Below are 21,484 nucleotides of genomic sequence, written 5' to 3' on the forward strand. Positions count from 1 at the left end.
TTTAGTTCATCTCCATGAATAATAAATTTGGATTCTCTAGTAATTCTGTGATTCGATTCGTAAATTTAACTGCTGTCACTCCATCAATAATTCGGTGATCGAAGGATAAAGACATGTTCATCATTAAGCGGATAACACCTTCCCAGTCGCGAACAACCATACGAGGCTCCATTTTATGTAGTGCCAAAATTGCAACCTCTGGATGATTTATAATTGGGGTTGCCTGCATTCCACCAATTGGTCCTACGTTGCTAATTGTAAATGTACTACCAGTGATTTCATTAAAAGTTAATTTACCTTCTCTTGCTTGTGTAGCTAAATGACTAATCTCACCCGCTATTTGGAAAATACTTTTCTTATCTGCATCCTTTAATACCGGTACAACAAGACCTTCTTTTGTATCTGTTGCAATTCCGATATGGTAATAATTTTTCAAGACAATTTCATTTCTTTCATCATCAATGGATGCATTTAATGATTTAAATTCTTTTAAAGCAGTTACAATTGCTTTAATACAGAATGGTAGGAACGTTAATTTCACATTCTTTTGCTTTGCATACTCTTTAAGCTGTTCACGGATATCCTTTAAAGGCCCCATCTCCATCTCATCTACATGAGTAACATGAGGAATAAGGGTATATGATTTAGTCATGTGTTCTGCAATTTTCTTTCGAATTCCTTTCATCGGAATTCTTTCTTCTAATTCTTGATTACCTACAGTCTTTTGACTTGCTTCATCTTGCTTTGTGTTTGATTGTTTAATAGTTTCATTGCTACTCAATTCTTGTTCCGTTTCTACTTTAGGGCTATCAACAAACAACAGTAAATCTTGTTCAGTAATTCGGCCTACCGGACCTGTTCCAGTTACTTCTTCAAGATCAATTTGCATTTTTCTAGCCATTTGACGTACATATGGTGTCGCTAAAGCGCGAGTAGGACTGATAATAGAAGCAGTACTCTGTGGTGTTGAATTAGCAACAACCTTTTCACTATTTTTAGATTTAGCAGTAGGCTTTTCTTCTCCCACTACTTCTGTTCCTCCCTCTGCTAAGACAGTAAAGATGGTCGTTCCAACTTCTACTACTTTTCCTTCTGGAAATAAGATTTGCTTAACTATACCTGTCACAGGGGATGAAAGTTCAGCATTTACCTTATCTGTCTGTACTTCCACCACTGGCTGATCCTGTGTAACTGAATCTCCTTCCTTCACTAACCAGCTAATTATTTCTCCTTCATGCATACCTTCCCCAACATCAGGGAGTTTAAATTCAACCATACTTTCCCCTCCATTTCCTTCAATTAAATAGTACTGTTTCTTCAATTCCTTTTTTTACTCTCTCTATTGTTGGTAGATAATCATCTTCTAATGTGAACGATGGTACTGGTACATCGTAGCCTGCGATTCGTTTGATTGGTGCTTTTAGATAAATTAAAGCTTCTTCATTAATCATCGAGATAATTTCGCCACCTAGACCTGCTGTTTTGTGCGCTTCATGAACCACGACTGCTCTCCCAGTTTTCTTAACAGACTCTACTATTGTGTCTTTATCTAATGGATATAAAGAACGTAAGTCGATTACTTCACAATTCCATCCTTTTTCAGACTCAATCTTCTTGGCTGCATTTATGGCTTCCTTCATCATAGAACCCCATGCAAAAATCGTTAAATCGCTACCTTCTTTTACTACTTTTGCTTTACCAATCGGAACTCGGTACAACTCTTCAGGCACTTCCTCTTTAGTCGCACGATACAACCTAGTCGGTTCTAAGAAAATGACTGGATCTGGGTCTTCAATCGCTGAAATTAATAATCCTTTTGCATCAAATGCATTACTTGGTGCAACTACTTTTAATCCAGGAGTATGAGCAAAAAAGCTCTCTACACTTTCAGAATGTAACTCAGGCCCTCTAATACCTGCTCCATATGGAGTACGAACGACTAATGGTACAGTAAACTGACCTTGAGAACGGTATCTCATCCGAGCCGCATGAGATACAAGCTGTTCGAACCCTGGATAAAGAAATGCAAGAAATTGAATTTCTACAACTGGGAGTTTACCATTGAGAGCTAAACCGATAGAAGAACCGATAATTCCAGACTCTGCTAATGGTGTATCCACTACACGTGTTTCTCCGTGTTTTTGAACCAACCCTTCCGTTGCTCTAAATACACCACCATTTACTCCGATATCTTCTCCTAAAAGCATGACGCGTTGATCTTCTGTTAGCTTTTGATCAAGTGCTTCCGTAATTGCTTGAATCATCGTCATTTTTCTGGTCATAACCTATTTCACATCCTTTGAGAAGAATTTTTGGAATTCCTCTTTCTGTTCTTGAATATGCCATGGAGTTTCTGCATACACGTGGTCAAACATTCGAACTGATTGAGCTTTTGGATAGTTCTCAGCTAGCTTTAAATTTTCATCAATTTGATTATTAACTTCTTTTATTAACAACTCCTCTTGTTCCTCATTCCATAGACCTTTTTTTGTTATAAATTTTTCAAGTCTTGTTAGTGGATCTCTATTTTTACGCCATTCTGCCGATAACCTTTCTTGGTCACGGTATTTTTTCGGCTCATCTGCTGTCGTATGTGCACCGTAGCGGAATGTCATTGATTCAATTAACGTCGGACCTTCTCCTCTATTAGCTCTTTCAGTTGCTTCCTTAACAGCCAAATATACGGCAAAGATATCATTCCCATCCACACGTATTCCTTTAATATCATACGCTAATGCTCTCTGGGCAATCGTTTCTGAAGCAGACTGCTTTTCGAAAGGTACGCTAATGGCAAACCCATTATTTTGACAGAAGAATATCGTTGGTGTTTTAAGAACACCAGCAAAATTTAATGCTTCGTGAAAATCTCCTTCTGAGGTTGCCCCATCACCGAAATAAGCAATACTTACACTTTTCTCTTCATCAAGCTTACTTGCCCACGCCGTACCCACTGCATGAAGCATTTGAGTAGCAATTGGTACAGATGCAGGAACAATTTTCTTTCCTTCTGGACAAGCGCTACCATCAATATGACCCATCCAATAAAGGAATGTACGATACATATCTTGACCATGTATCATAGTAGCAGCATGATCACGATAAGTAGGAAACATCCAGTCTTGAGCAGATAGCGCCATAGCACTTCCAACTTGAGAAGCCTCTTGACCTTCAAACATAGCGTAGGTACCCATTCTTCCTTGTCTTTGAAGATTTACACATTTTCTATCAAATGTTCTGACAGTTAACATATTTTCATACATCTTTACCATTAACGTTTCATCAATTTTTCCACTTACCGAACCGTTCAGTTCCCCTTCTGGAGTTAATACTTGAAATAAATCATATTTATTTTCTAGCTCATTAATCATTTGCTTACGTGTTAAATTAGTCATTTAAGCCTCTCCCTTCTACTCTACAATTTTTCTTATTCATTGAACGACCACACCTTTCATTAAAGTCTAGCAATTTCTATTATTAATTTTCAGAAAATTCATTTAATGTATACAATCTAGTTTATAAATTTATAATCTAGTCAATTCCATTAGTATATTGACTAGATTATCGTCACAATTCCTAGTAATACCGCAACAAATAATAAAATAATACTTAATCCCCAAATCCAGCACAATGAATATCGAATATGATGTACTAAATCAACTTTTGCTAAACCGATAGCAAGATATGTTGCAGGGATAAGTGGGCTCACATATCCTCCAATCGTCGCGCCTATAATAATCGCATACACTGCAGATTTAGGAGGAACACCATATTGACCTACTACTTCTACAATTAAGGACACGAACGCGAAAAGATACGCATCAGGAGGCAATATGAACAGTAATGGGACTGAAAAGATACCAATAATAATGTGAAGATAAGTTGATAATCCTTCAGGAATAATAGAAAGCAGTCCTATAGTCATTTGCTCAACCATCCCTGTACCATTGATAACCCCTAAAAAAGCACCTGCAGCTAACAAAATCGTCGTTAACATAAAAGCTTCAGTAGCGTGTGCACGTATTCTGTTTACTTGTAAAGCCCCATTCGGATAGTTAACAAATAAAGCGATCGAAAAACTCATCATAAAAACTGTACTAAATGGGATAGATGTTAGAACTAAAGTAATAATCGTAATACTAGTTAAGGTAAAGTTAAACCACCAAAGCTTTGGCCTGACTAATGTACTCATTTCATAATTTTCATCTGATGCTGCAGTAACATGCTGATTACTTACATTCTGTAAATATGTAACTCTCCTTTTTTCTTTGATTCCTAAATAAATTGCAATACATAAGACAAGTATTATTCCTGTAATTTGCACAGGGATTAGTGGTACCCATAATTCACCAGGATCTACTCCTAACACAGCTGCTACTCTAGCAAGAGGCCCACCCCAAGGAACTAGATTCATAACACCCGCACTCAGAGCAACTATTAATAGTAGTAAAAGAGGATTCATTTGTAGCCGCTTATATACTGGCAACAGAGCAGGTATCGTGATTAAAAGAGTTGAAGCTCCTGATCCATCCAGATGAGATACCATCGCAATTAATGCAGTAGCTATTGTTATTAAAATAATATTATTACCTGCCATTTTCTTTAATTTATCTGTTAGAGGATTAAATAGTCCTGCATCAGAAATGATTCCAAAGAAAAGCATGGCAAAAATAAACATAATACCAATATTCATTACTTGCATGAGTCCGCTTTCAATCATTTCACCAATTTCCTGTATACTAAAACCACTAACTAATGCACCTAGTACAGGGACAATAATAAAAACAGGAACTGGGGATACTTTAAACACTAATAATAAAATTATTACAAAGAAGAAAATAGTAAAACCGATATATTCAAGCATTGAAGTTCCCCCATTTTGCGAAATGATTCTAAAAGAAAACATCTCGTAACCATTTGTTATTCATTATTCACAATCATCTAATTTAGTTATTGATTATAACTAAACTATTCTAATAGAACAATACATGGGGATAACAAATGTTAATCCAAATGTCCTATACTTTACTTTGCATTATAAAGTAAAGTATAGGGTATTTATAAACTTCATTGCAATCGCTTTCAATACTTTTTTACTTTTAATTCTAACCCAAGAAAAAGTTTGGTAGGAAGGTTACTAGTTGAGGGAATAAAATAAGTAATCCAACTATGGCTAAGAGCGGGACCAAATACGGTGTAACCCCTCGAACCAATTCTGCATACTTTATATTTCCAACTCTGGTAATTGCAAACAACACCATACCAACAGGTGGAGTAAGTTCACCTATTATTAAAGTAACTACCATAATTATCCCAAAATGTAGAGGATCTCCACCTATCGCAATAACTAATGGTACCAAAACAGGAGTGGCAATTGCGATACAAACAATTGTTGATAAGAACATCCCCATTAACAGTAAAAATATAACTAATAGACCCATAACAATATAATAGTTTTCACTAATGCTAGTTATTAGACTAGCAAATAAACCTGGTACTTGTTCTCGAATTAAAATCCAAGCTAGTACATTTGATACAGCAATCAAAATCATGATAATCGCGCTATCCCTCATCGCACTTTTGAAAATAGAATAAAGCTTTTTTAGAGAGATAGATTTGTAGACGAAACAAGCAAGTATTATCGCATATAAGGAACCAATAGCTGCTGCTTCAGTCGCTGTGAATATTCCTGACAATATTCCACCAACAAGAATAATTGGTGTCATCATCGGTAGGAATGCTTTTCTACTGGTCTCAAAGATAATTTTAAAAGAAGCTCTTTTTTCTGTCGGATAGTTATATTTGATAGCTTCATAAGCAACGAAAATACTTAGTGCAAGCCCCATCAAAATACCTGGAATAATCCCGGCAATTAATAAATTATTTAACGAAACATTAGCTAATATAGCATACATTACTAGTGCAACACTTGGTGGGATAATCGGCCCAATAACTGCTGAAGCAGCTGTTATACTACAAGCAAATTTCGTTGGATAGTTTGCATCTTTCATAGCTTTGATTTCGACTGCACCTAACCCTGCTGCATCAGCAGTAGCAGATCCACTCATTCCAGCAAAGATTACGCTTGCAGCAATGTTTACTTGCCCTAGCCCTCCCCTAAAATGTCCAACAAGAGCTTTAGCAAAATCAAACAATCGGTCGGTAACACCAGACTCATTCATCACTTTACCAACTATTAAAAAGAGCGGTAGGGCAAGTAACGCAAATGAATCCATCCCAAACACAGTCCTTTGTGCTACTGTTGCATCAGGAATTAAAAAAAGTCCTCGCTCTAATACAAAGTAAACTAGTGTCGATAATCCCATTGAAAATACTGCTGGAATGCCTATTAACAGCAGAACTACTAGTGTGATAAGCATTATTATTATAGTCATTACTATTCCGCCGTCCTTTCCTCACCTTTTACATATAAGCCAACATTCCCTTCTCCACTTTTTTCTAATTTACCCGACTTCCCCCCACTTTTAATAAATAAAATAATATGCTCAACGAATTGGTGTATTAAAAACCACAACATTAAACTTGAGGAAACTACTAGTCCTAGGTAGATGACACCTTGAGGTAAAGGAATAAGTGGAAGTTGTACTGCCCATCGATCTACTGTCATTGCGAATCCACCTTTTAAAAAGACTATTACTAACAATAAAGGTAAAAAAGTTGTTACGGCATTGAATGCTGCTTGTGCTCGAACACTCAACTTTTCTAATACAAAATCAATCAAATCGACTCGTAAGTGGTCTTTAAGATATACTGCAAAAGCCATTCCTAACAAAACAGCCCAAATGTTTAGGTAACGTGCAGCTTCTTCAGTCCAAGGTAATGGAGCATTTAATACGTAGCGAAAAAACACTTGTAACAGAACAATAATAAAGAATAAAATCAAAATGCATGTTGCCAGATGTTCTATTAAAGCGTTTACACCTGAGTACAACCGTTTATATGCTTTGCCAATCACTTAGTTCATCTCCTTTACCTTAGCGAACTCTAATCTTGTGCACGAGGAAGCTATTACTAAACTACCTCGTGCATAATATTATTTAATTAATTCATAGCTTTCTTAATTTCATCAAGAATTCCAGGAGCTAAATTATCTTCAATAAAACTTTCTACAGCTGGTACAGCATTCTTTCGAAACGACTCTTTATCAGCCTCAATAAATTCCATCCCTTCTTCTTGCAATAGCTGTATAAAACGCTCATTTTCTTCATCAACTATTTCTGCTACATAAGCTACTGTATTTTGAACAGCTTGTTGTAAAGCTTCCTGTTGGTTTTCGCTTAATTTATGCTCCCAAGCGTCTACACTAACTAACCAAGAAAAGATGGCGTGTGAATGTCCTGTGTCAATTAAATAATCTTGATATTCCCACATTTGTCTTCCAAAAATATTCGTTAAAGTATTCTCTTGTGCGTCTACTGTCCCCGTTTGTAAAGCGGTTACAATTTCAGATGCAGCTATTGGTGTTGGAGATGCACCTATTGCTTGAAAAGAATTAATCCAAGCAGCCATTTCAGGCATTCTAATTCTCAAACCTTTAATATCATCAGCAGAAGTAAATGGCTTATTAGAAGTAACGTAACGTGTACCAATGTTGTGATCACCTAGTTCAATTACTCCACCTACATCTCTATTTAATTGGTCAATTTCGTCTCTAACATCATCTTTGTAACGTTGAACTGACTCAAAATCCTCAAATAGGAATGGAATATTAGCAGCATTATACTTTGGATAGTATAACTCAGCGTGAAGTACCTCAATAGACATATCCAATTCGCCAACCTTTAATTGCTCTAGGGTCTCTCTCCCACCACCAAGTTGACCACCCATAAAAAATTGCATTTCTATTGAACCGTCACTTAATTCTGAAATTTGCTCCGTGAAATATTCACGAATTGCTTTATCAATCCCCGCATCATCGTTAGTAGCAGCAAGTGTAAGAGTGACTGAATTTTCACCGCTATTGTTAGTATCTGATTGTGAATCACCACCAGATGATGTCGATTGTTCACCACCGCAAGCGGCTAACGCAAGTGTTATGAATGTAATAAAAATTCCTAAAGAAAATGACTTTTTCAATTTCATAATTAAACCCCCTAATATAGTTGTTTAGAGCTACGTACCCATTACATTGCAAATATCTTGTTACAATTATCCGTTCTAATGTGACAACCAATTTTATTTGCTTTTTTAATAAGATTCCACCTTATTAAAACGCTTTCAAAAAGTTTTACATTTTGAAATTAGATTTAATGATTAGTAGCATTTTACTAATCAGTTTTAATTACTACCATGAACTTTGTTTCCTATTACTTCCTCATTGTGCTGTCCTAGTTGAGGTCCAATCCATTCAATTCCACCTGGGGTTCCTGAAAGCTTTGGTACAATTCCTGGAACCTTTACTCTTTCTCCTGTTGGTAACGTAACCGTTTCCAACATATTACGAGCTTTATAGTGTTCATCATTTGCAATATCCTCAATACTGTATATTGGACCAGCTGGGACTCCTGCTTCATCAAGTTTTTTCTGTACTTCATTTAAGGACTGTTTTTTCGTCCATTCACTTATGAGGTTATCTAAGAAGTCAACATTATCAGCTCTTCCTTGGTTACTTGAATATTTAGTGTCTTCTCCTAACTCTGGCATTCCCATCGTTTGCATTAAACGTTTAAAAATGCTATCTCCATTAGCACCTATGATGATGTACTTTCCATCTAAAGTAGGATAGGTGTTAGAAGGAGCAATTCCTTTTAAAATAGAACCAGTTCTTTCTCTTACTACCCCCTTTAAATCAAACTCAGGAAGCATACCTTCCATTAGTGAAAATACTGATTCGTATAGAGCTATATCAATTACCTGACCTTTTTGCTCTGGGTCTGAATCTCTTGCTCTTAGTGCCATTAGCGTTCCAATAACAGCGTACAGTGCTGATACTGAATCACCAATTGCTACACCCATACGAACTGGAGGTCTGTCAGGGTCACCTGTTATATAACGTAATCCTCCTATTGATTCAGCGACACTTCCAAAGCCCGCCTTATCTCGGTATGGACCAGTCTGCCCGTAACCTGAAATTCGAGCCATGATAATACTAGAGTTAACCTTTTTTAAATCCTCATAACCAATCCCCCATTTCTCTAGTGTTCCTGGACGAAAGTTCTCAATAATTACATCAGCATCTTTCGCTAGTTCTCTCACTAACTCTTGCCCTTCTTTTTCACGAAGATTAATGGTAACTGATTTTTTATTTCTAGCATGAACGTACCACCACAAGGAAGTACCTTCGTGCATGATTCTCCAATTACGTAAGGCATCTCCTTTAGTAGGGTCTTCAATTTTAATCACTTCAGCGCCAAACTCTGCAAAGAGCTTCCCTGCAAACGGTGCTGCAACAAAATTTCCAAGTTCCAATACCTTTATCCCTTGTAATGGTTTACTCATGAACAATCGCACCTTTCATTTAATCTATAGTAATTAATTTTCAGAATATTCAGTTAATGTATACTGTTTATACCAAAAAAATATTTTTATCATAATTATCCTACAAACTAGTTTCATTTCCCTGTTTAGTATTACGCTTCCTTCTTAATTCTTTCGGAGTTTGCTAGTAATTTAGGGAAATCGTAATCAAATTTTTTTAACATATCTAAATTAACACCTGTATTGATCCCTTGCTTTTCCAAGAAGTCTACCACACTACTAGCTTGAACATTACCTGGAGAGCCTGGTGCATATGGACATCCTCCAAGTCCACCCTGTGCTACGTCAAATATACGAACACCTGCCTGTAACCCTACTAATATATTTGCTAAAGCGTAACCGTATGTGTCATGAAGGTGAAGGCTTAACGTCATATCAGGGAATCTATCCACTAATCGACTACAGTACTCATAAACAAGTTTAGGTGTTGCTTGACCAATTGTATCAGCTAATCCAATTTCATCTACTCCATTTTCGACTAGGCGTTCTGTCACTCTTTCTAGCTCCGAATAAGGCACAATTCCAGCATATGGACATACAAATGCCGTTGCAACCCCACCAATGGTTTTCCTACCTTGACCATTTGCCTTCTCAATAAGCGTTCTAACTTCTTCCAAGGAAGTGTCAGTACTCTTATTTAAATTAGCCTGATTATGATGAGTACTAGCAGAGAGAAAGAAAATGGCGTTATGAATTTTCGTTTTCAAAAATCTATCTAAACCTCTACTATTCGGAACCAATGCATCGTACTCTACACCTTCTACCATCGGTATCCGTTCTGCTAGTTCATCAGCATCTTGAAGAGTTGGAACCCATTTAGGGTGAACAAATGATGTTACCTCTATCCGTTTAAATCCTGCACTTATTAAATTTGTAAGACTATTAATCTTTTCATCCGTTCTTACAAATACTTCCTCGTTTTGAAATCCGTCTCTGATCGTTACATCACGTATTTCTACTTCTTGTGGAAATATCAATTTACTCACTCTCCGTTACAAATTTAATAGTTTCAATTACTTAGAAAAAATCAATTCTCATCCATTAACATATCTGCCCTTGATGATTCAGGGTACTTCGAAATGTAAAATTGGTAATCGGATTTAATATGTTCTCTCATAAGAGTCTCAGCAGCTTTAGCATCTCTCTCGCAGATTGCTTGCCAAATTGCTTCATGTTCATCAGAACCAGTTTCTAGACGTTGTGATGAATTAAGTATAAGATTTCGATAAAACAAAATTAAAGAATTCAACTGATTCATTAATTTTTTCAAATATGGATTTCCACTAATTTCTAAAATCATGTCATGATAACCACTACTTAGCTTTTTCAAATTATGGAGGTCGTTCCCTTCTATTGCAACTTTCATTTCTTTCATTAGCTGATTAAATTGCACTAGCTGAACATCATTAATTCGAATGGCTGCTAGATATGCTGCAGTAGGCTCCAAACTTAATCGGCATTCATAAAGATACTTAAAATCTGAATTGGTAGCTCTATAAACTCTTACCCCTCCACGTGGGTGTACCGTCACTAAACCTTCACTTGAAAGTCGACGAATTGCCTCTCGAATTGGACTACGACTAACTCCAGTTTCTTCTACAATTTTCTGTTCAACCACCCGCTGCCCAGGTGGAATGTCACCGCTTACAATTTTATTGTGTAAATATTCATATACTTGTGTTTGAAGAGTTTGTGATTGATTACTATTATTTATCATTAATACCACACCTATTATTATTATGAAAACACATTAATTATAGCACAATTACATGTTTCTGGTTTCATTTTCCATCATACAACTTCCTCAATAGATATTGCATGTTTAGTAATAGTAAAAGGTAACCCTAACTTTTTTAGTACATTATAACTAATTGAATATTTAAACAATGTATACATTATTACGCACGAGTTAACTTCCCTTCTTAGTTGCTAACCTCCTTTTTCAGAATATTAAAATATTGTATACAAATAGAATAATAAATTAAATACTGCTTTATTGCAAGTGTTTTTATAAAAAAATGAATTTTTAATTTTTTAAAACCTAAAATGTTGTTTAATGCGTGTGAAAGAAATATATCAGTAGGGGGATTTATTATTACTTGAAGTATATTATCTCTAGCTATAAAGGAATAGAGAACAGTCCTCTATTCCTTATATTGGAACACGACTTTTACTTCCCACCTAATTCTACTGCACGCTCATAAATCTCTTGTCCTGCAAACCCTTTCGCTTCCATATCATTTATCCATTTTTCAACTAAATTCTCGACAGCTTTTTCCCATGGTGTTAAATCATTTAATTCAATTAACGTAATCCCTTCTTCATTTATTGTATTAAGTGCACTTTCACCAGAAGCATCAAAGGCAGCTCCGGCTTTTGTTGCGTAGTCACTTCCAATGCTTGAAATTAGCTCTTGGTCAGCTGAAGAAAACTCATTATATGCATCAGTGTTCATTACTGTAAAAAATGGTGTTAACGAAAAATTACCTACAGTTATATAACTGACTACATCTTTAAATGAATAATCATCGATTGTAGAGAGTGGTGCCATAGCTGCATCAACCGCCCCTCTCTCTAATGCTTCATAAACCTCCCCCATTGGCATTGAAACAGGAGTTGCACCAAACGCTTCAAGAATCTCATTTGCTAAAGATGACGGTGAACGTACTCGTAAGCCATTTAAATCTCCTACTGATTCAATCGGTTTATTGGCACTTAAAATTTGTGCTGGCTCAGCTGCAAATAACCAAAGAGGAGTTGTATCACCATGTTCTTCTTGTAGGTCTGAGAATTCGTCATATAAAGTCCAAAGTATGCTTGCACCTTCCTCAGCTGAACTTGCAATAAATGGGAGCTCAACTACAGAAACGAGTGGGAAACGACCAGGTGTATAACCGTGAACACTCAATGAAATCTCCGCCGTCCTTGTAACTGCCATATCATATTGTGATTCAGGATTACCTAATGCTCCTGTCGCATAAATTTCTGTAGTTATTCTGCCATCTGAAGCTTCTTCTAATTCTTCAACAAATGGTTCAACTACATTTGCGTGAATTGCATGCTGTGGTGGAAACAGATGTGAAAAGATTAATTCATGCTCTTGAACTTCCTCAACTCCACTATCATGATTGCTATCCACACTAGTATCTCCGTCTTTTATCGTGCTTTCAGATCCACAGGCAGCTAGCATGAGCATTGTTAAAAAAGAAGCCGAGATTGTAAATATTGTCCTTTTGCTTTTTTTATACATACCTTCTATCCCCTTTTTAATTTACTAGTACAAAGTATAATTAGTAGATTAATTTTATAAAAACATGCTAATATTCATCACACCAAGTACTGCCTGGTCTGGTATAATCGTCCGAGATATTATTTTCCACTCTCCATTTTCGTTCCGAATAATATCTTCACGTTCACCGCATAATTCCTCAATAGTTGATTCAAAAGCTCTGCTTCTCTTAAATAAGAAATAGCTTCTAACCTTATATTCATTAGAGTTATCACCTGGAAACGCGATAATATTACTAATAAAATGCCTTTGCCTAGGAGCAGGGTTTTCAACCCATGCTGATTTTGAATAAAGTCTTTCTGCTCTCGTCGTAAGACTTGCTTTTGTTTCTTCATAATAGCAAAAATCATCAAGCAAGTTTTCTCCCCTCTTGTTATCTGTCGTCACACGAAGAGGCATCCGGTAAACAATCTCTTCACCTAATAAGTTAAGCCATTCCCTATATTTTCGTTGGTCAAGTAAGTGGGCTTCTTGATAGAGAAACATACTTATTTTATGTTGCAATTCATATCCTACAAATTCATCTTGTAATTGGGGGTTCATGTAAGCTTTTCCTCCTTTGTATCTGACGTTTCCTTCGTTAAGAGCTCAAGCCAATATTTATGCATACTCCTTGCTACTGCATCCATATATGCAGAAGGATAAGCCTTACCTGGTCCAATAAAATCCTTATCAGGCTCTACCTCATCAATCCCAATAAGATAGTTTAATATATTGTTGTAGCTTAGCTTTTTATCTCTTGACATTAAGCCTTTATTTGCATCTACAATTCGTGCCCAGTTTTCTGTATCGTCTTGTTCTAACGTTCCAGAGGCACCAAAAGTCGTAACAAATGCCCGATATGATTTATCTTTGTATTCTTGAGGAAAATCTTTATCTATCAAACACCAAACCCAGATTTCAACTTTATCAGGTCCAAGAGGTCGCCAAACCCTGAAATTAATATGGTTGTAACGATTTTCTTCAGATCCATTTACTGATGAGATAAACGATAAATTTGGGAAGACTCCGCCAACAAAGACAGTTGTTTTTTCTAGCAACTCATATTGAGAGGGACTTAAGTTTCTCTGAAACATTGGTCGTAATTCTTCTGGTGTTCCCATAAACGGTACCTTAGATTTCCCTGTTTTGGAGGTGATTACATTAATCCCATGTCCATGCTCTAATACGACTTGATGTCCATATCCTGCATAAAATGGATCAGGTTGAGTTACACCCATTTCTACGACAGAACGATGAGTTGTTTGAACGTGATAAGGATCAGCGGCAAAGTTTTCACTTGTCATTTTCCAGTTAGCCTTTGCTACCCATCGGTGTGGTACTCCTATTACTTCCATACCACTATCACTTCTACCAAGAAAAATATCTAAATACCATTTCATGTCACCTAAATATTCTTCTAACGGCATTGCATTTGGATCCAAATTTGCAAATATCAAACCTTGGTAACTTTCAATTCTAGGAACAGGACGAAGACCCCACTCTGTTTTTTTCATGCTATCTCCATAGATTTTTTCACCTGCAACGACACCGACTAACTCACCATCTAAATTAAAACTCCAGCCATGGTAAGGGCATGTAAACGTTTTCTTTTTTCCGTAATCTTCAGTGCATAGATGAACTCCTCGATGAGGACAGGAGTTAAGAAACGCCTTCACTTCCCCTGACTTTGCTTTGACAACTAAAATAGGATCTTGAACCAACCACCTTGTTACATAATCACCTGGTTCTTTCAACTCTGATTCATGTGCTAAAAACTGCCATGTATATCCAAATACTTTTTCCTCTTCTAACTTGTAAACATCAGGATCAGTAATCGCCCACTGTGGTAGAAACCCTTCTCCCATCTTTTCTTTCAATTGCTGTAAATCCTTGTCTCTCACAATTCGTACCCCCTTTTAATCACTAAATCACACTAATAACCGTAAAATGAATTTTAATATTTTAAATATTCCGTATAATAAATATAGCACTTAGAACTGAACGATTAAATCACATAACCACTTATTGATTTGACAAATCTTATTATTATCGTTAATAACTATCTAAATTTACTAACCAAAAATCCTATACAATCAATAATTAGAAGTATTATTTATAAGATTAATTACTTATCTAGATTTGACAAAAGGAAAGCTCAATCTAATATTGAATTTATTACAGTATAGTTTTTTACTCGGAGGTTTAATAAAATGAATACAATAGATAGTATGAATGAATTAAATCAGCTCTATTTATATGTTCACCGAACTAATGACACTGTTAGGTTACCAGATTGGTCTGTTGATAGAGTCGATCGTCCTTACACTGTATTTTGGTATGTTTTTTCTGGAGAAAAATCTATCAAAGTGAATGATATACAATACGAGGTTCAAGCGGGAGATCTTGTTGTTTTTCCTTCCCAACTTCCATTTGAAGTAATAAAAAATAATAACTCAATTACAATGCACCATTATGATATTGCAATCGAGAACAAGTGGGGGCCATTTAATCTTTTTTCATTATATAAGTTTCCCATTATTACAAACCTAGAAAAAAATTCAATTCCCTCTTCACGTTTACTTCAATTGTGGTCAAAGCTTATTGAACAATGGAACCCAAAACAAATGACTCAGTTTACCCCGACAAATGGGGAAATTACCTTCGATTTGTCAGAAACGATTGATTTACTTAAATTTAATTCTTTATCCATTGAATGGTTTGCTGAACTCTTAACTATCTTAAGCCCATTCTCTGATGAATTATCGCCAACATTTGATTCAAGGCTTCAATATCTCTTTCACTATATAAGCGACCATCTAAGTGAAAAGCTAAGCTTAAATACCCTGGCAAAGCAAGTATACTTAAGTGAAAGTCACTTAAGCCTACTATTTCGGCAAAATGTTAACATATCACCTATGGAATACGTTAGACAGGTTCGAATGCAAAAAGCACGTGAACTATTATTAACTACTAATCTACCTCTAAAAGAAATTACTGAGATTATTGGATTTGATGGACAAAGTCAACTTAGCAGAGCCTTTCGTCAAGCCACTGGATTAAGTCCAAGCATTTACAGGCAAAAAGGCACTTACTTCTAAACTATAGAAGAACAAAGCCCACCAAGCGGAATTTGTTATTCTTTGTTTATACTTTAACTTGTCCACAATGAGTTTATAGTTAAGTAATTAAAAAAGGTCGAAACCCCTAGATTGACTAATGGTTTCGACCTTTACTTATATTTTTGTAAGGTTACTATTTTCAGTTATTACCCAATTCTACCGCACGTTCATACATTTCTCGTCCTGGAAAACCTTTATCTTCCATATCTTTAATCCAATTTTCAACAAGGTCATCCACTGCTGCTTCCCAAGGAGAAAGATCTTCTAACTCGATCATTGTAATTTCTGTTTCCAATGCAATTTTACGTCCATTTGCACCAGAAGCATCAAATGCAGCACCTGCTTTTTTTGCGTAATCACTTCCTATTGTTGAAATTAATTCTTGATCACTTTCTGATAGGCTATTATACGTATCTGTGTTCATTACTGCAAAGAATGGTGTTAAAGAAAAGTTCCCTACTGTAATATAGCTTACAACATCACTGAATGAGAAATCACTTACTGTAGAGATAGGAGCCATTGCTGCATCCACAACGCCTCTTTGTAACGCTTCGTATACCTCACCCATTGGCATTGAAACTGGTGTTGCACCAAACGATTCAAGGATTTGATTGGCTAGTGGAGAAGGTGAGCGAACTCGTAAACCATTTAAATCTTCAACTGATTTAATTGGGATATCAGCACTTAATATTTGAGCAGGTTCAGCTGCAAATAGCCAAAGTGGCGTCGTATCACCATGTTCATCCTGTAACTCTGGGAATTCCTGATAAAGTGTCCAGAGAATATCAGCTCCATTTTCCGCTGAATCTGCAATAAAAGGAAGTTCTACTACTGATACAAGTGGGAATCTTCCTGCTGTATATCCATGTACACTAAAGGCGATATCTGCAGTACCGGTTGCAGCCATATCATATTGATTTTCACCTAGTGTATTAGATGGATAAATCTCACCAGTAATTCTACCATTTGATGCTTCTTCTAAATCCGAAACGTATGATTCTGCTATATTTTTATGAAGGACATGAGAAGTAGGAACTAGATGAGATATAACAAATTCATGACTTTGTTCTTCTACTGCATTACCACTATCGTTAGTTGTATCAGCGTCTGAACCGTCCTCGGTAGTTGTATCCAGTGAACCACAACCTACTAATAGCAACATAACCATCAATGTAAAAAGCGTAACCAAGATACTTTTGTGTTTTAACAATGAATTACCCCCTTTTGACTCTCTAAATATATTTTTATTCCTCTATTCAACATACGATAGTATTGTTTCAATAGGTAGCTTATCAACATCAGGTACCATACAGAATGGCTCTGGATAGCCTACTGGAAATACCATTAATGGGACATATTTATCCTTAGGCTTCTCTAATATATCGCATAAGAATCTATTAGGTGCAGGTGTTTGTGTTAATGTTGCAAAACCCATAGTATGAAGACATGCGAGCATCACACCACACCGAATACTTAGGTCTTCCGTAAGTAATTCTTGTTCGATCCGACTTTCATTATTATCTTTTAACTGTTTAAAAGGAATAATTAAATGAGGGACGACATCGACATGCGTTTTTATCCAACTAGTACCTAAAGGCAATAAATCTACTTTCCACTCTGGATTCATCCGTTGGTCGTATAACTTCTTTGCCTCCCTTTCACATCCAATCCGAATCTCACGTTTTATAGAACCATCACTAACAACTTCATATTCCCACTGCATATCATTTCTTACCGATTTTATTACACTAGCTGCCTCAAGTGCCATATCGATAAATTTCTTTGGTATTGGTTCAGGAGTATAATGTCGTACATTCCTCCTCTTTTTCATTGTTTCATATTGTTGTACAGCAAGAGACTTTATATGATTTTCGTTTATTTGTTCTATACTTCTGTATCCTATCGGTATCGTAACAAAAGCTTCTTCATTTTCAGGGCGATTTAATAATTCAACAGAATTCTTTATTGGTGGGAGTAATTCATAGCTAATTCCTACATGTTTCATAGCTGTAACTAGAATTCCAACAGACAACCCCACTGACTCTGGGACATAATAGTGTTGTTTCTTCTTTCTTTCACCGTCTTCTATTTTATATCCATGGTTTTGTTTATAAACCATTATCCAATGCGGTGCATGATGAGCATTTGTATTATCAAACTTCGAACGTGCCTGTTCGTCAATAGAATGATACAAGTGTTCTTTTATTTCCTCCGAACTAACGATGACATATGACCATGGTTGCATATTTGCTCCTGAAGGCGATGTACCAGCTGTTTTTATTAATAAATCAAGTGTTTCTCTATTAATAGTATTATTAATAAACGTGTTTCCTTCATCTTTCCTATTAATTATCGATAAAAATTCGTTTCCTCTTTTTTCACTCTCTTCTAATGATATTCTATTAAATTGTAGGCGAACTGGCTCAAAATCCTTTGTTTTATGCGTCAACCGTTCCATTGTCTCATCTCCTTCTTATAGTAAATAAATGAATAAAATAAGTCGCCACACAAACCTATTTAATTATTCTGAATCTTGTTAATTTTATTTTAACATGTGGTATAATTCAACAAAAATACAATAAAAGTATTCTGTGTATTAAAAAATTGTATACATGTTTATAAAGGAGGAGAACACCATCGACATTAAACAACTTCGCTATTTTCTAACTATAGCAAATGAAGGACAAATTACTAAGGCTGCCAAGAAACTTCATATGGCACAACCTCCATTAAGTTATCAGCTTAAGCTATTAGAACAAGAAATAGATATGCCTTTATTTGAAAGAAACAAAAAACAAATGGAGTTAACCCCTGCAGGTAAGCTTCTCTATAAAAAAGCACTAGAATTAATCGATAAGTTCGATGAAACAATGGTAGAGGTAAAGGAATTAAAAGAGGGACTAAGAGGCACATTAATCATTGGCTTTGTTAAATCTTGTTTTTCTTACCTTCCAGAAAGAATTCGTCATTTTCAATATAATTATCCCGATGTTAACTTTCAATTAAGAGACGGTGATCCATATTTTATTGGGGAACTATTACGTAATCGAGAAATTGATGTGGGGATAGTTAGAACTCCTCTAGACATGCAAGGTTTTTCAAGTATAGAGCTCCCGAAAGAATCGTTTGTCGCAGTAATACCAAAGGAATGGCGGAAAGACACATTCGATAAAACTATTATGGTTAAAGACCTTGAAAATCTACCATTACTTATATTACAACGTATTAGCGGGGCGGGCTTTTATGAAATGATTAATGAAGAGTGTGAAAAACATGGATTCCTTCCAAATATTATTTGCCAATGTCCAGATTCGAATATCCTTTTAAATCTTGCAGCAAGTGGGATTGGTGTAACAATTATTCCAGAATCAATGATATTACCCTTTCATAGACATAATTTGAATACATATAGAATAGAAGACTTTTCTCTAGTATCAGAAGCTGCTGTCATTTGGTCAAAAGAACAGTATCTATCAAAAGTAATTGCTCACTTTATTGACACCTTTCGGATAGAAAACATTATTTTGCAACACAAATAATTACGACCTGTATTATATCCAAAAAAATAGCACACGCATGTAGCGTGTGCTGAAAAGTATATAAAAAGGGGGTCATTTATTACCCTAATAATACTATCTTTTTATTACAAAAGTGTTAAGAACTCACTTCATTTATATTAAGTATTTACATTTCTTTTTCAAATCAATTTTAATTACTAAAAAGGTTCTTGAAACAAGACTTCTCTTTATAACATCACAAACGTAGAAAGCTTGTAACAACCTACTAGATGTAAGATGTAAGCCATTACAAGCATAACATTATTAATTAATGGTGATGGTCTTCTTCTACAGCCATGGCAATTGCTTTCGTTTCATGAACTGTACCAAATGGATGCTCTGGCGGAGCATAAATGGAGTAAAGTTTAATTGGCTTAGTACCTGTGTTAGTCAAATTATGCCATTTTCCAGCAGGTACCATTATCGCAAAATCATCAGAAGCTCTTGCTTCAAAATCTAATCTGTCTTTGCTATCCCCCATTTGAACAAGTCCTTGACCTTCTTCTATTCGGATGAATTGGTCCAAATTTGGATGGACTTCTAGGCCAATGTCGTCACCTACATCGATACTCATCAAGGTGACTTGCAAATGCTTTCCTGTCCATAAAGCTGTACGGAACGCATTATTTTGCTTCGTAACCTCCTCAATATCAACGACAAATGATGTCGACCCATAATCTTTTATTGCTTCCTTATTTAAAGAACTTAGTCGGGACACATTCTCTTGTTCACCAGTACACACCTGTAAAAAAACATTTCGAACGAGTGGATGCTGAGTAAGCAAACTACTGTTACGATACTCCTCAAACCCCTTTATTTCTTCTTCATACGCCCTTTGTAAACCTTCTCTATAGCTTGATAAAGGAGCTTTGTCGATTTGATAATCTGGCTGACTTCCAGTAAGAGTCGTATAAAGATTACTAAACTGGTTCATATTTATCTTTTTATTTTCTACAGCATGAAGAATGTGTTGTTTATGTTTTTGATTTGGAGCAACATCAGCCAATCGACTGTAAAAATCAATAGCGTTAGCTTCTCTTTTGACTCCATCAGAGATTGCTTTAACTACTTGTTGGTCTTCACCTTGATAATTCCTCGCCATAAATTCTGAGTTATTCATTACAGGATAAACATTAGTGTAATAATGATATGGATATGCATTTGGTACATAATACAAATTTTCTCATTCCCTTCAAATGATTATCCACATATCATATGCCTACGTTTAGAGAATGGTACTTCATCTTTTCTGTCCTTACTTAAATAAGCGCAATGTGTTTCCTATCCTTACTCCAATAGTTTATATCATAGGTTGTAATTATGTATTGCATATATTCTTTTTCCTTTTCAAAAAAGCTGTCACTTAGTGAAATCATTTTCACCTTGTAACAGCTAATAATTATCTTACCTCTTATACTGTAATACCTCTCCAATATACCTTCCAAGTTTCGTTAAGCTTATTTTCAAAGGTTTCTACATTCCCATATATTAACTCCACTAATAGACCTTCAAAAATTGTTATAAATGAACTCGTCGCACCTGCAATACTTATTGAAAGTTGTGGCACCATTGATAATACAGCTTCTATACAATCTTCTAGCCTGTTAAAATAGCTATGGAACTCGGTAATGAGATCTTCTTTGAAATCATTTGGAGGCATGAATGCCATTCGTAGCATAAAATTTACATTGACGTCTTTTTCATTAGTAAATCGTTCTTTTATTGATAAAATAAATTGATAAAGTAATGTTTCAGTAGATGTCGAATGATCAATCTCAAAGTAGTTGTGTATAAATTCTATTTCATCTCTAATTACCTGATTTGTTACTTGAAAAAATAAATCTTGTTTACTTTTATAATGGGTATATATGGATTGTTTCTTTATCCCCACTTCCTCTGCAATAATTGCCAGAGAAGCACCTTCATACCCTCGCTCAATAAATTGATTAAGGGCTACTTGTTTAATTCGTTTTGCAGTCGTCATAATGTTATCACCTTACCTTACGTTCGGTCCGGTTAATTGTATGCAAGATTACCAAATA

General features: G+C 35.6%; 19 protein-coding genes. 2 read left to right on the top strand and 17 right to left on the bottom strand.

The window, feature by feature from the left end:
- Position 1: 1 nt before the first annotated feature.
- From CD003_RS08835 to CD003_RS08895, 13 genes are all read right to left on the bottom strand, one after another.
- Positions 2-1,276, bottom strand: coding sequence for a dihydrolipoamide acetyltransferase family protein (locus CD003_RS08835; protein ID WP_096202305.1), 1,275 nt, complete (start codon positions 1,274-1,276; stop codon positions 2-4).
- Between the two features lie 19 nt (positions 1,277-1,295).
- A complete protein-coding gene (locus CD003_RS08840; RefSeq protein ID WP_096200764.1) occupies positions 1,296-2,282 on the bottom strand; it encodes an alpha-ketoacid dehydrogenase subunit beta in 987 nt (328 codons plus the stop codon).
- Between the two features lie 3 nt (positions 2,283-2,285).
- Complete coding sequence (gene pdhA, locus CD003_RS08845) at positions 2,286-3,392, bottom strand: pyruvate dehydrogenase (acetyl-transferring) E1 component subunit alpha (RefSeq protein ID WP_257008282.1); 1,107 nt, start codon at positions 3,390-3,392, stop codon at positions 2,286-2,288.
- 161 nt (positions 3,393-3,553) lie between these two features.
- Positions 3,554-4,861 (bottom strand): CitMHS family transporter, encoded by a 1,308-nt coding sequence (locus CD003_RS08850; RefSeq protein WP_179295491.1) that lies wholly within the window; start codon positions 4,859-4,861, stop codon positions 3,554-3,556.
- Between the two features lie 241 nt (positions 4,862-5,102).
- Positions 5,103-6,392, bottom strand: a complete 1,290-nt coding sequence (locus CD003_RS08855; protein ID WP_096200766.1) for a TRAP transporter large permease — start codon at positions 6,390-6,392, stop codon at positions 5,103-5,105.
- 2 nt (positions 6,393-6,394) lie between these two features.
- The gene (locus CD003_RS08860) at positions 6,395-6,973 is read right to left on the bottom strand and encodes a TRAP transporter small permease (RefSeq protein ID WP_096200767.1); all 579 of its coding nucleotides are present in this window, start codon (positions 6,971-6,973) and stop codon (positions 6,395-6,397) included.
- A gap of 86 nt (positions 6,974-7,059) precedes the next feature.
- On the bottom strand, positions 7,060-8,100 hold the full coding sequence (dctP, locus tag CD003_RS08865; RefSeq protein ID WP_096200768.1) for a TRAP transporter substrate-binding protein: 1,041 nt from the start codon (positions 8,098-8,100) through the stop codon (positions 7,060-7,062).
- Between the two features lie 195 nt (positions 8,101-8,295).
- Positions 8,296-9,456 carry a CaiB/BaiF CoA transferase family protein gene (locus CD003_RS08870; protein WP_096200769.1) on the bottom strand — a complete coding sequence of 387 codons (1,161 nt, stop codon included), beginning with the start codon at positions 9,454-9,456 and terminating at the stop codon, positions 8,296-8,298.
- A gap of 131 nt (positions 9,457-9,587) precedes the next feature.
- Positions 9,588-10,472, bottom strand: coding sequence for a hydroxymethylglutaryl-CoA lyase (locus CD003_RS08875; RefSeq protein ID WP_179295492.1), 885 nt, complete (start codon positions 10,470-10,472; stop codon positions 9,588-9,590).
- A 50-nt stretch (positions 10,473-10,522) separates the two neighbouring features.
- Positions 10,523-11,212 (bottom strand): GntR family transcriptional regulator, encoded by a 690-nt coding sequence (locus CD003_RS08880; RefSeq protein ID WP_096200771.1) that lies wholly within the window; start codon positions 11,210-11,212, stop codon positions 10,523-10,525.
- Between the two features lie 453 nt (positions 11,213-11,665).
- Complete coding sequence (locus CD003_RS08885) at positions 11,666-12,745, bottom strand: TRAP transporter substrate-binding protein (protein ID WP_096200772.1); 1,080 nt, start codon at positions 12,743-12,745, stop codon at positions 11,666-11,668.
- A gap of 54 nt (positions 12,746-12,799) precedes the next feature.
- Positions 12,800-13,327 carry a 3-phenylpropionate/cinnamic acid dioxygenase subunit beta gene (locus CD003_RS08890; RefSeq protein WP_096200773.1) on the bottom strand — a complete coding sequence of 176 codons (528 nt, stop codon included), beginning with the start codon at positions 13,325-13,327 and terminating at the stop codon, positions 12,800-12,802.
- Positions 13,324-14,631 carry an aromatic ring-hydroxylating oxygenase subunit alpha gene (locus CD003_RS08895; protein ID WP_096202307.1) on the bottom strand — a complete coding sequence of 436 codons (1,308 nt, stop codon included), beginning with the start codon at positions 14,629-14,631 and terminating at the stop codon, positions 13,324-13,326. The genes CD003_RS08890 and CD003_RS08895 overlap by 4 nt, the downstream gene beginning before the upstream one ends.
- 345 nt (positions 14,632-14,976) lie before the next feature.
- Here CD003_RS08895 and CD003_RS08900 point away from each other — a divergent pair, with 345 nt between their 5' ends.
- Positions 14,977-15,864, top strand: a complete 888-nt coding sequence (locus tag CD003_RS08900) for a helix-turn-helix domain-containing protein (RefSeq protein ID WP_096200774.1) — start codon at positions 14,977-14,979, stop codon at positions 15,862-15,864.
- A gap of 160 nt (positions 15,865-16,024) precedes the next feature.
- Here CD003_RS08900 and CD003_RS08905 read toward each other — a convergent pair whose 3' ends face one another.
- Together CD003_RS08905 and CD003_RS08910 are read right to left on the bottom strand one after the other, a co-directional pair.
- Complete coding sequence (locus CD003_RS08905; protein WP_096200775.1) at positions 16,025-17,095, bottom strand: TRAP transporter substrate-binding protein; 1,071 nt, start codon at positions 17,093-17,095, stop codon at positions 16,025-16,027.
- 42 nt (positions 17,096-17,137) lie between these two features.
- Positions 17,138-18,343: a nitroreductase family protein gene (locus CD003_RS08910; RefSeq protein WP_096200776.1), complete on the bottom strand. Its 1,206-nt coding sequence runs from the start codon at positions 18,341-18,343 to the stop codon at positions 17,138-17,140.
- Between the two features lie 154 nt (positions 18,344-18,497).
- Here CD003_RS08910 and CD003_RS08915 point away from each other — a divergent pair, with 154 nt between their 5' ends.
- Positions 18,498-19,424 (top strand): LysR family transcriptional regulator, encoded by a 927-nt coding sequence (locus CD003_RS08915; protein WP_257008283.1) that lies wholly within the window; start codon positions 18,498-18,500, stop codon positions 19,422-19,424.
- A gap of 286 nt (positions 19,425-19,710) precedes the next feature.
- On the opposite strand, the gene CD003_RS08920 is transcribed toward CD003_RS08915, so the two are convergent.
- Both CD003_RS08920 and CD003_RS08925 read right to left on the bottom strand, forming a co-directional pair.
- Positions 19,711-20,619 carry a cupin domain-containing protein gene (locus tag CD003_RS08920; protein ID WP_257008284.1) on the bottom strand — a complete coding sequence of 303 codons (909 nt, stop codon included), beginning with the start codon at positions 20,617-20,619 and terminating at the stop codon, positions 19,711-19,713.
- A gap of 234 nt (positions 20,620-20,853) precedes the next feature.
- Complete coding sequence (locus CD003_RS08925; RefSeq protein ID WP_096200777.1) at positions 20,854-21,426, bottom strand: TetR/AcrR family transcriptional regulator; 573 nt, start codon at positions 21,424-21,426, stop codon at positions 20,854-20,856.
- Between the last annotated feature and the right edge of the window lie 58 nt (positions 21,427-21,484).

Origin of the sequence: Bacillus sp. FJAT-45350 (genome assembly GCF_002335805.1) — a bacterium.
Taxonomy (GTDB): domain Bacteria; phylum Bacillota; class Bacilli; order Bacillales; family NISU01; genus FJAT-45350.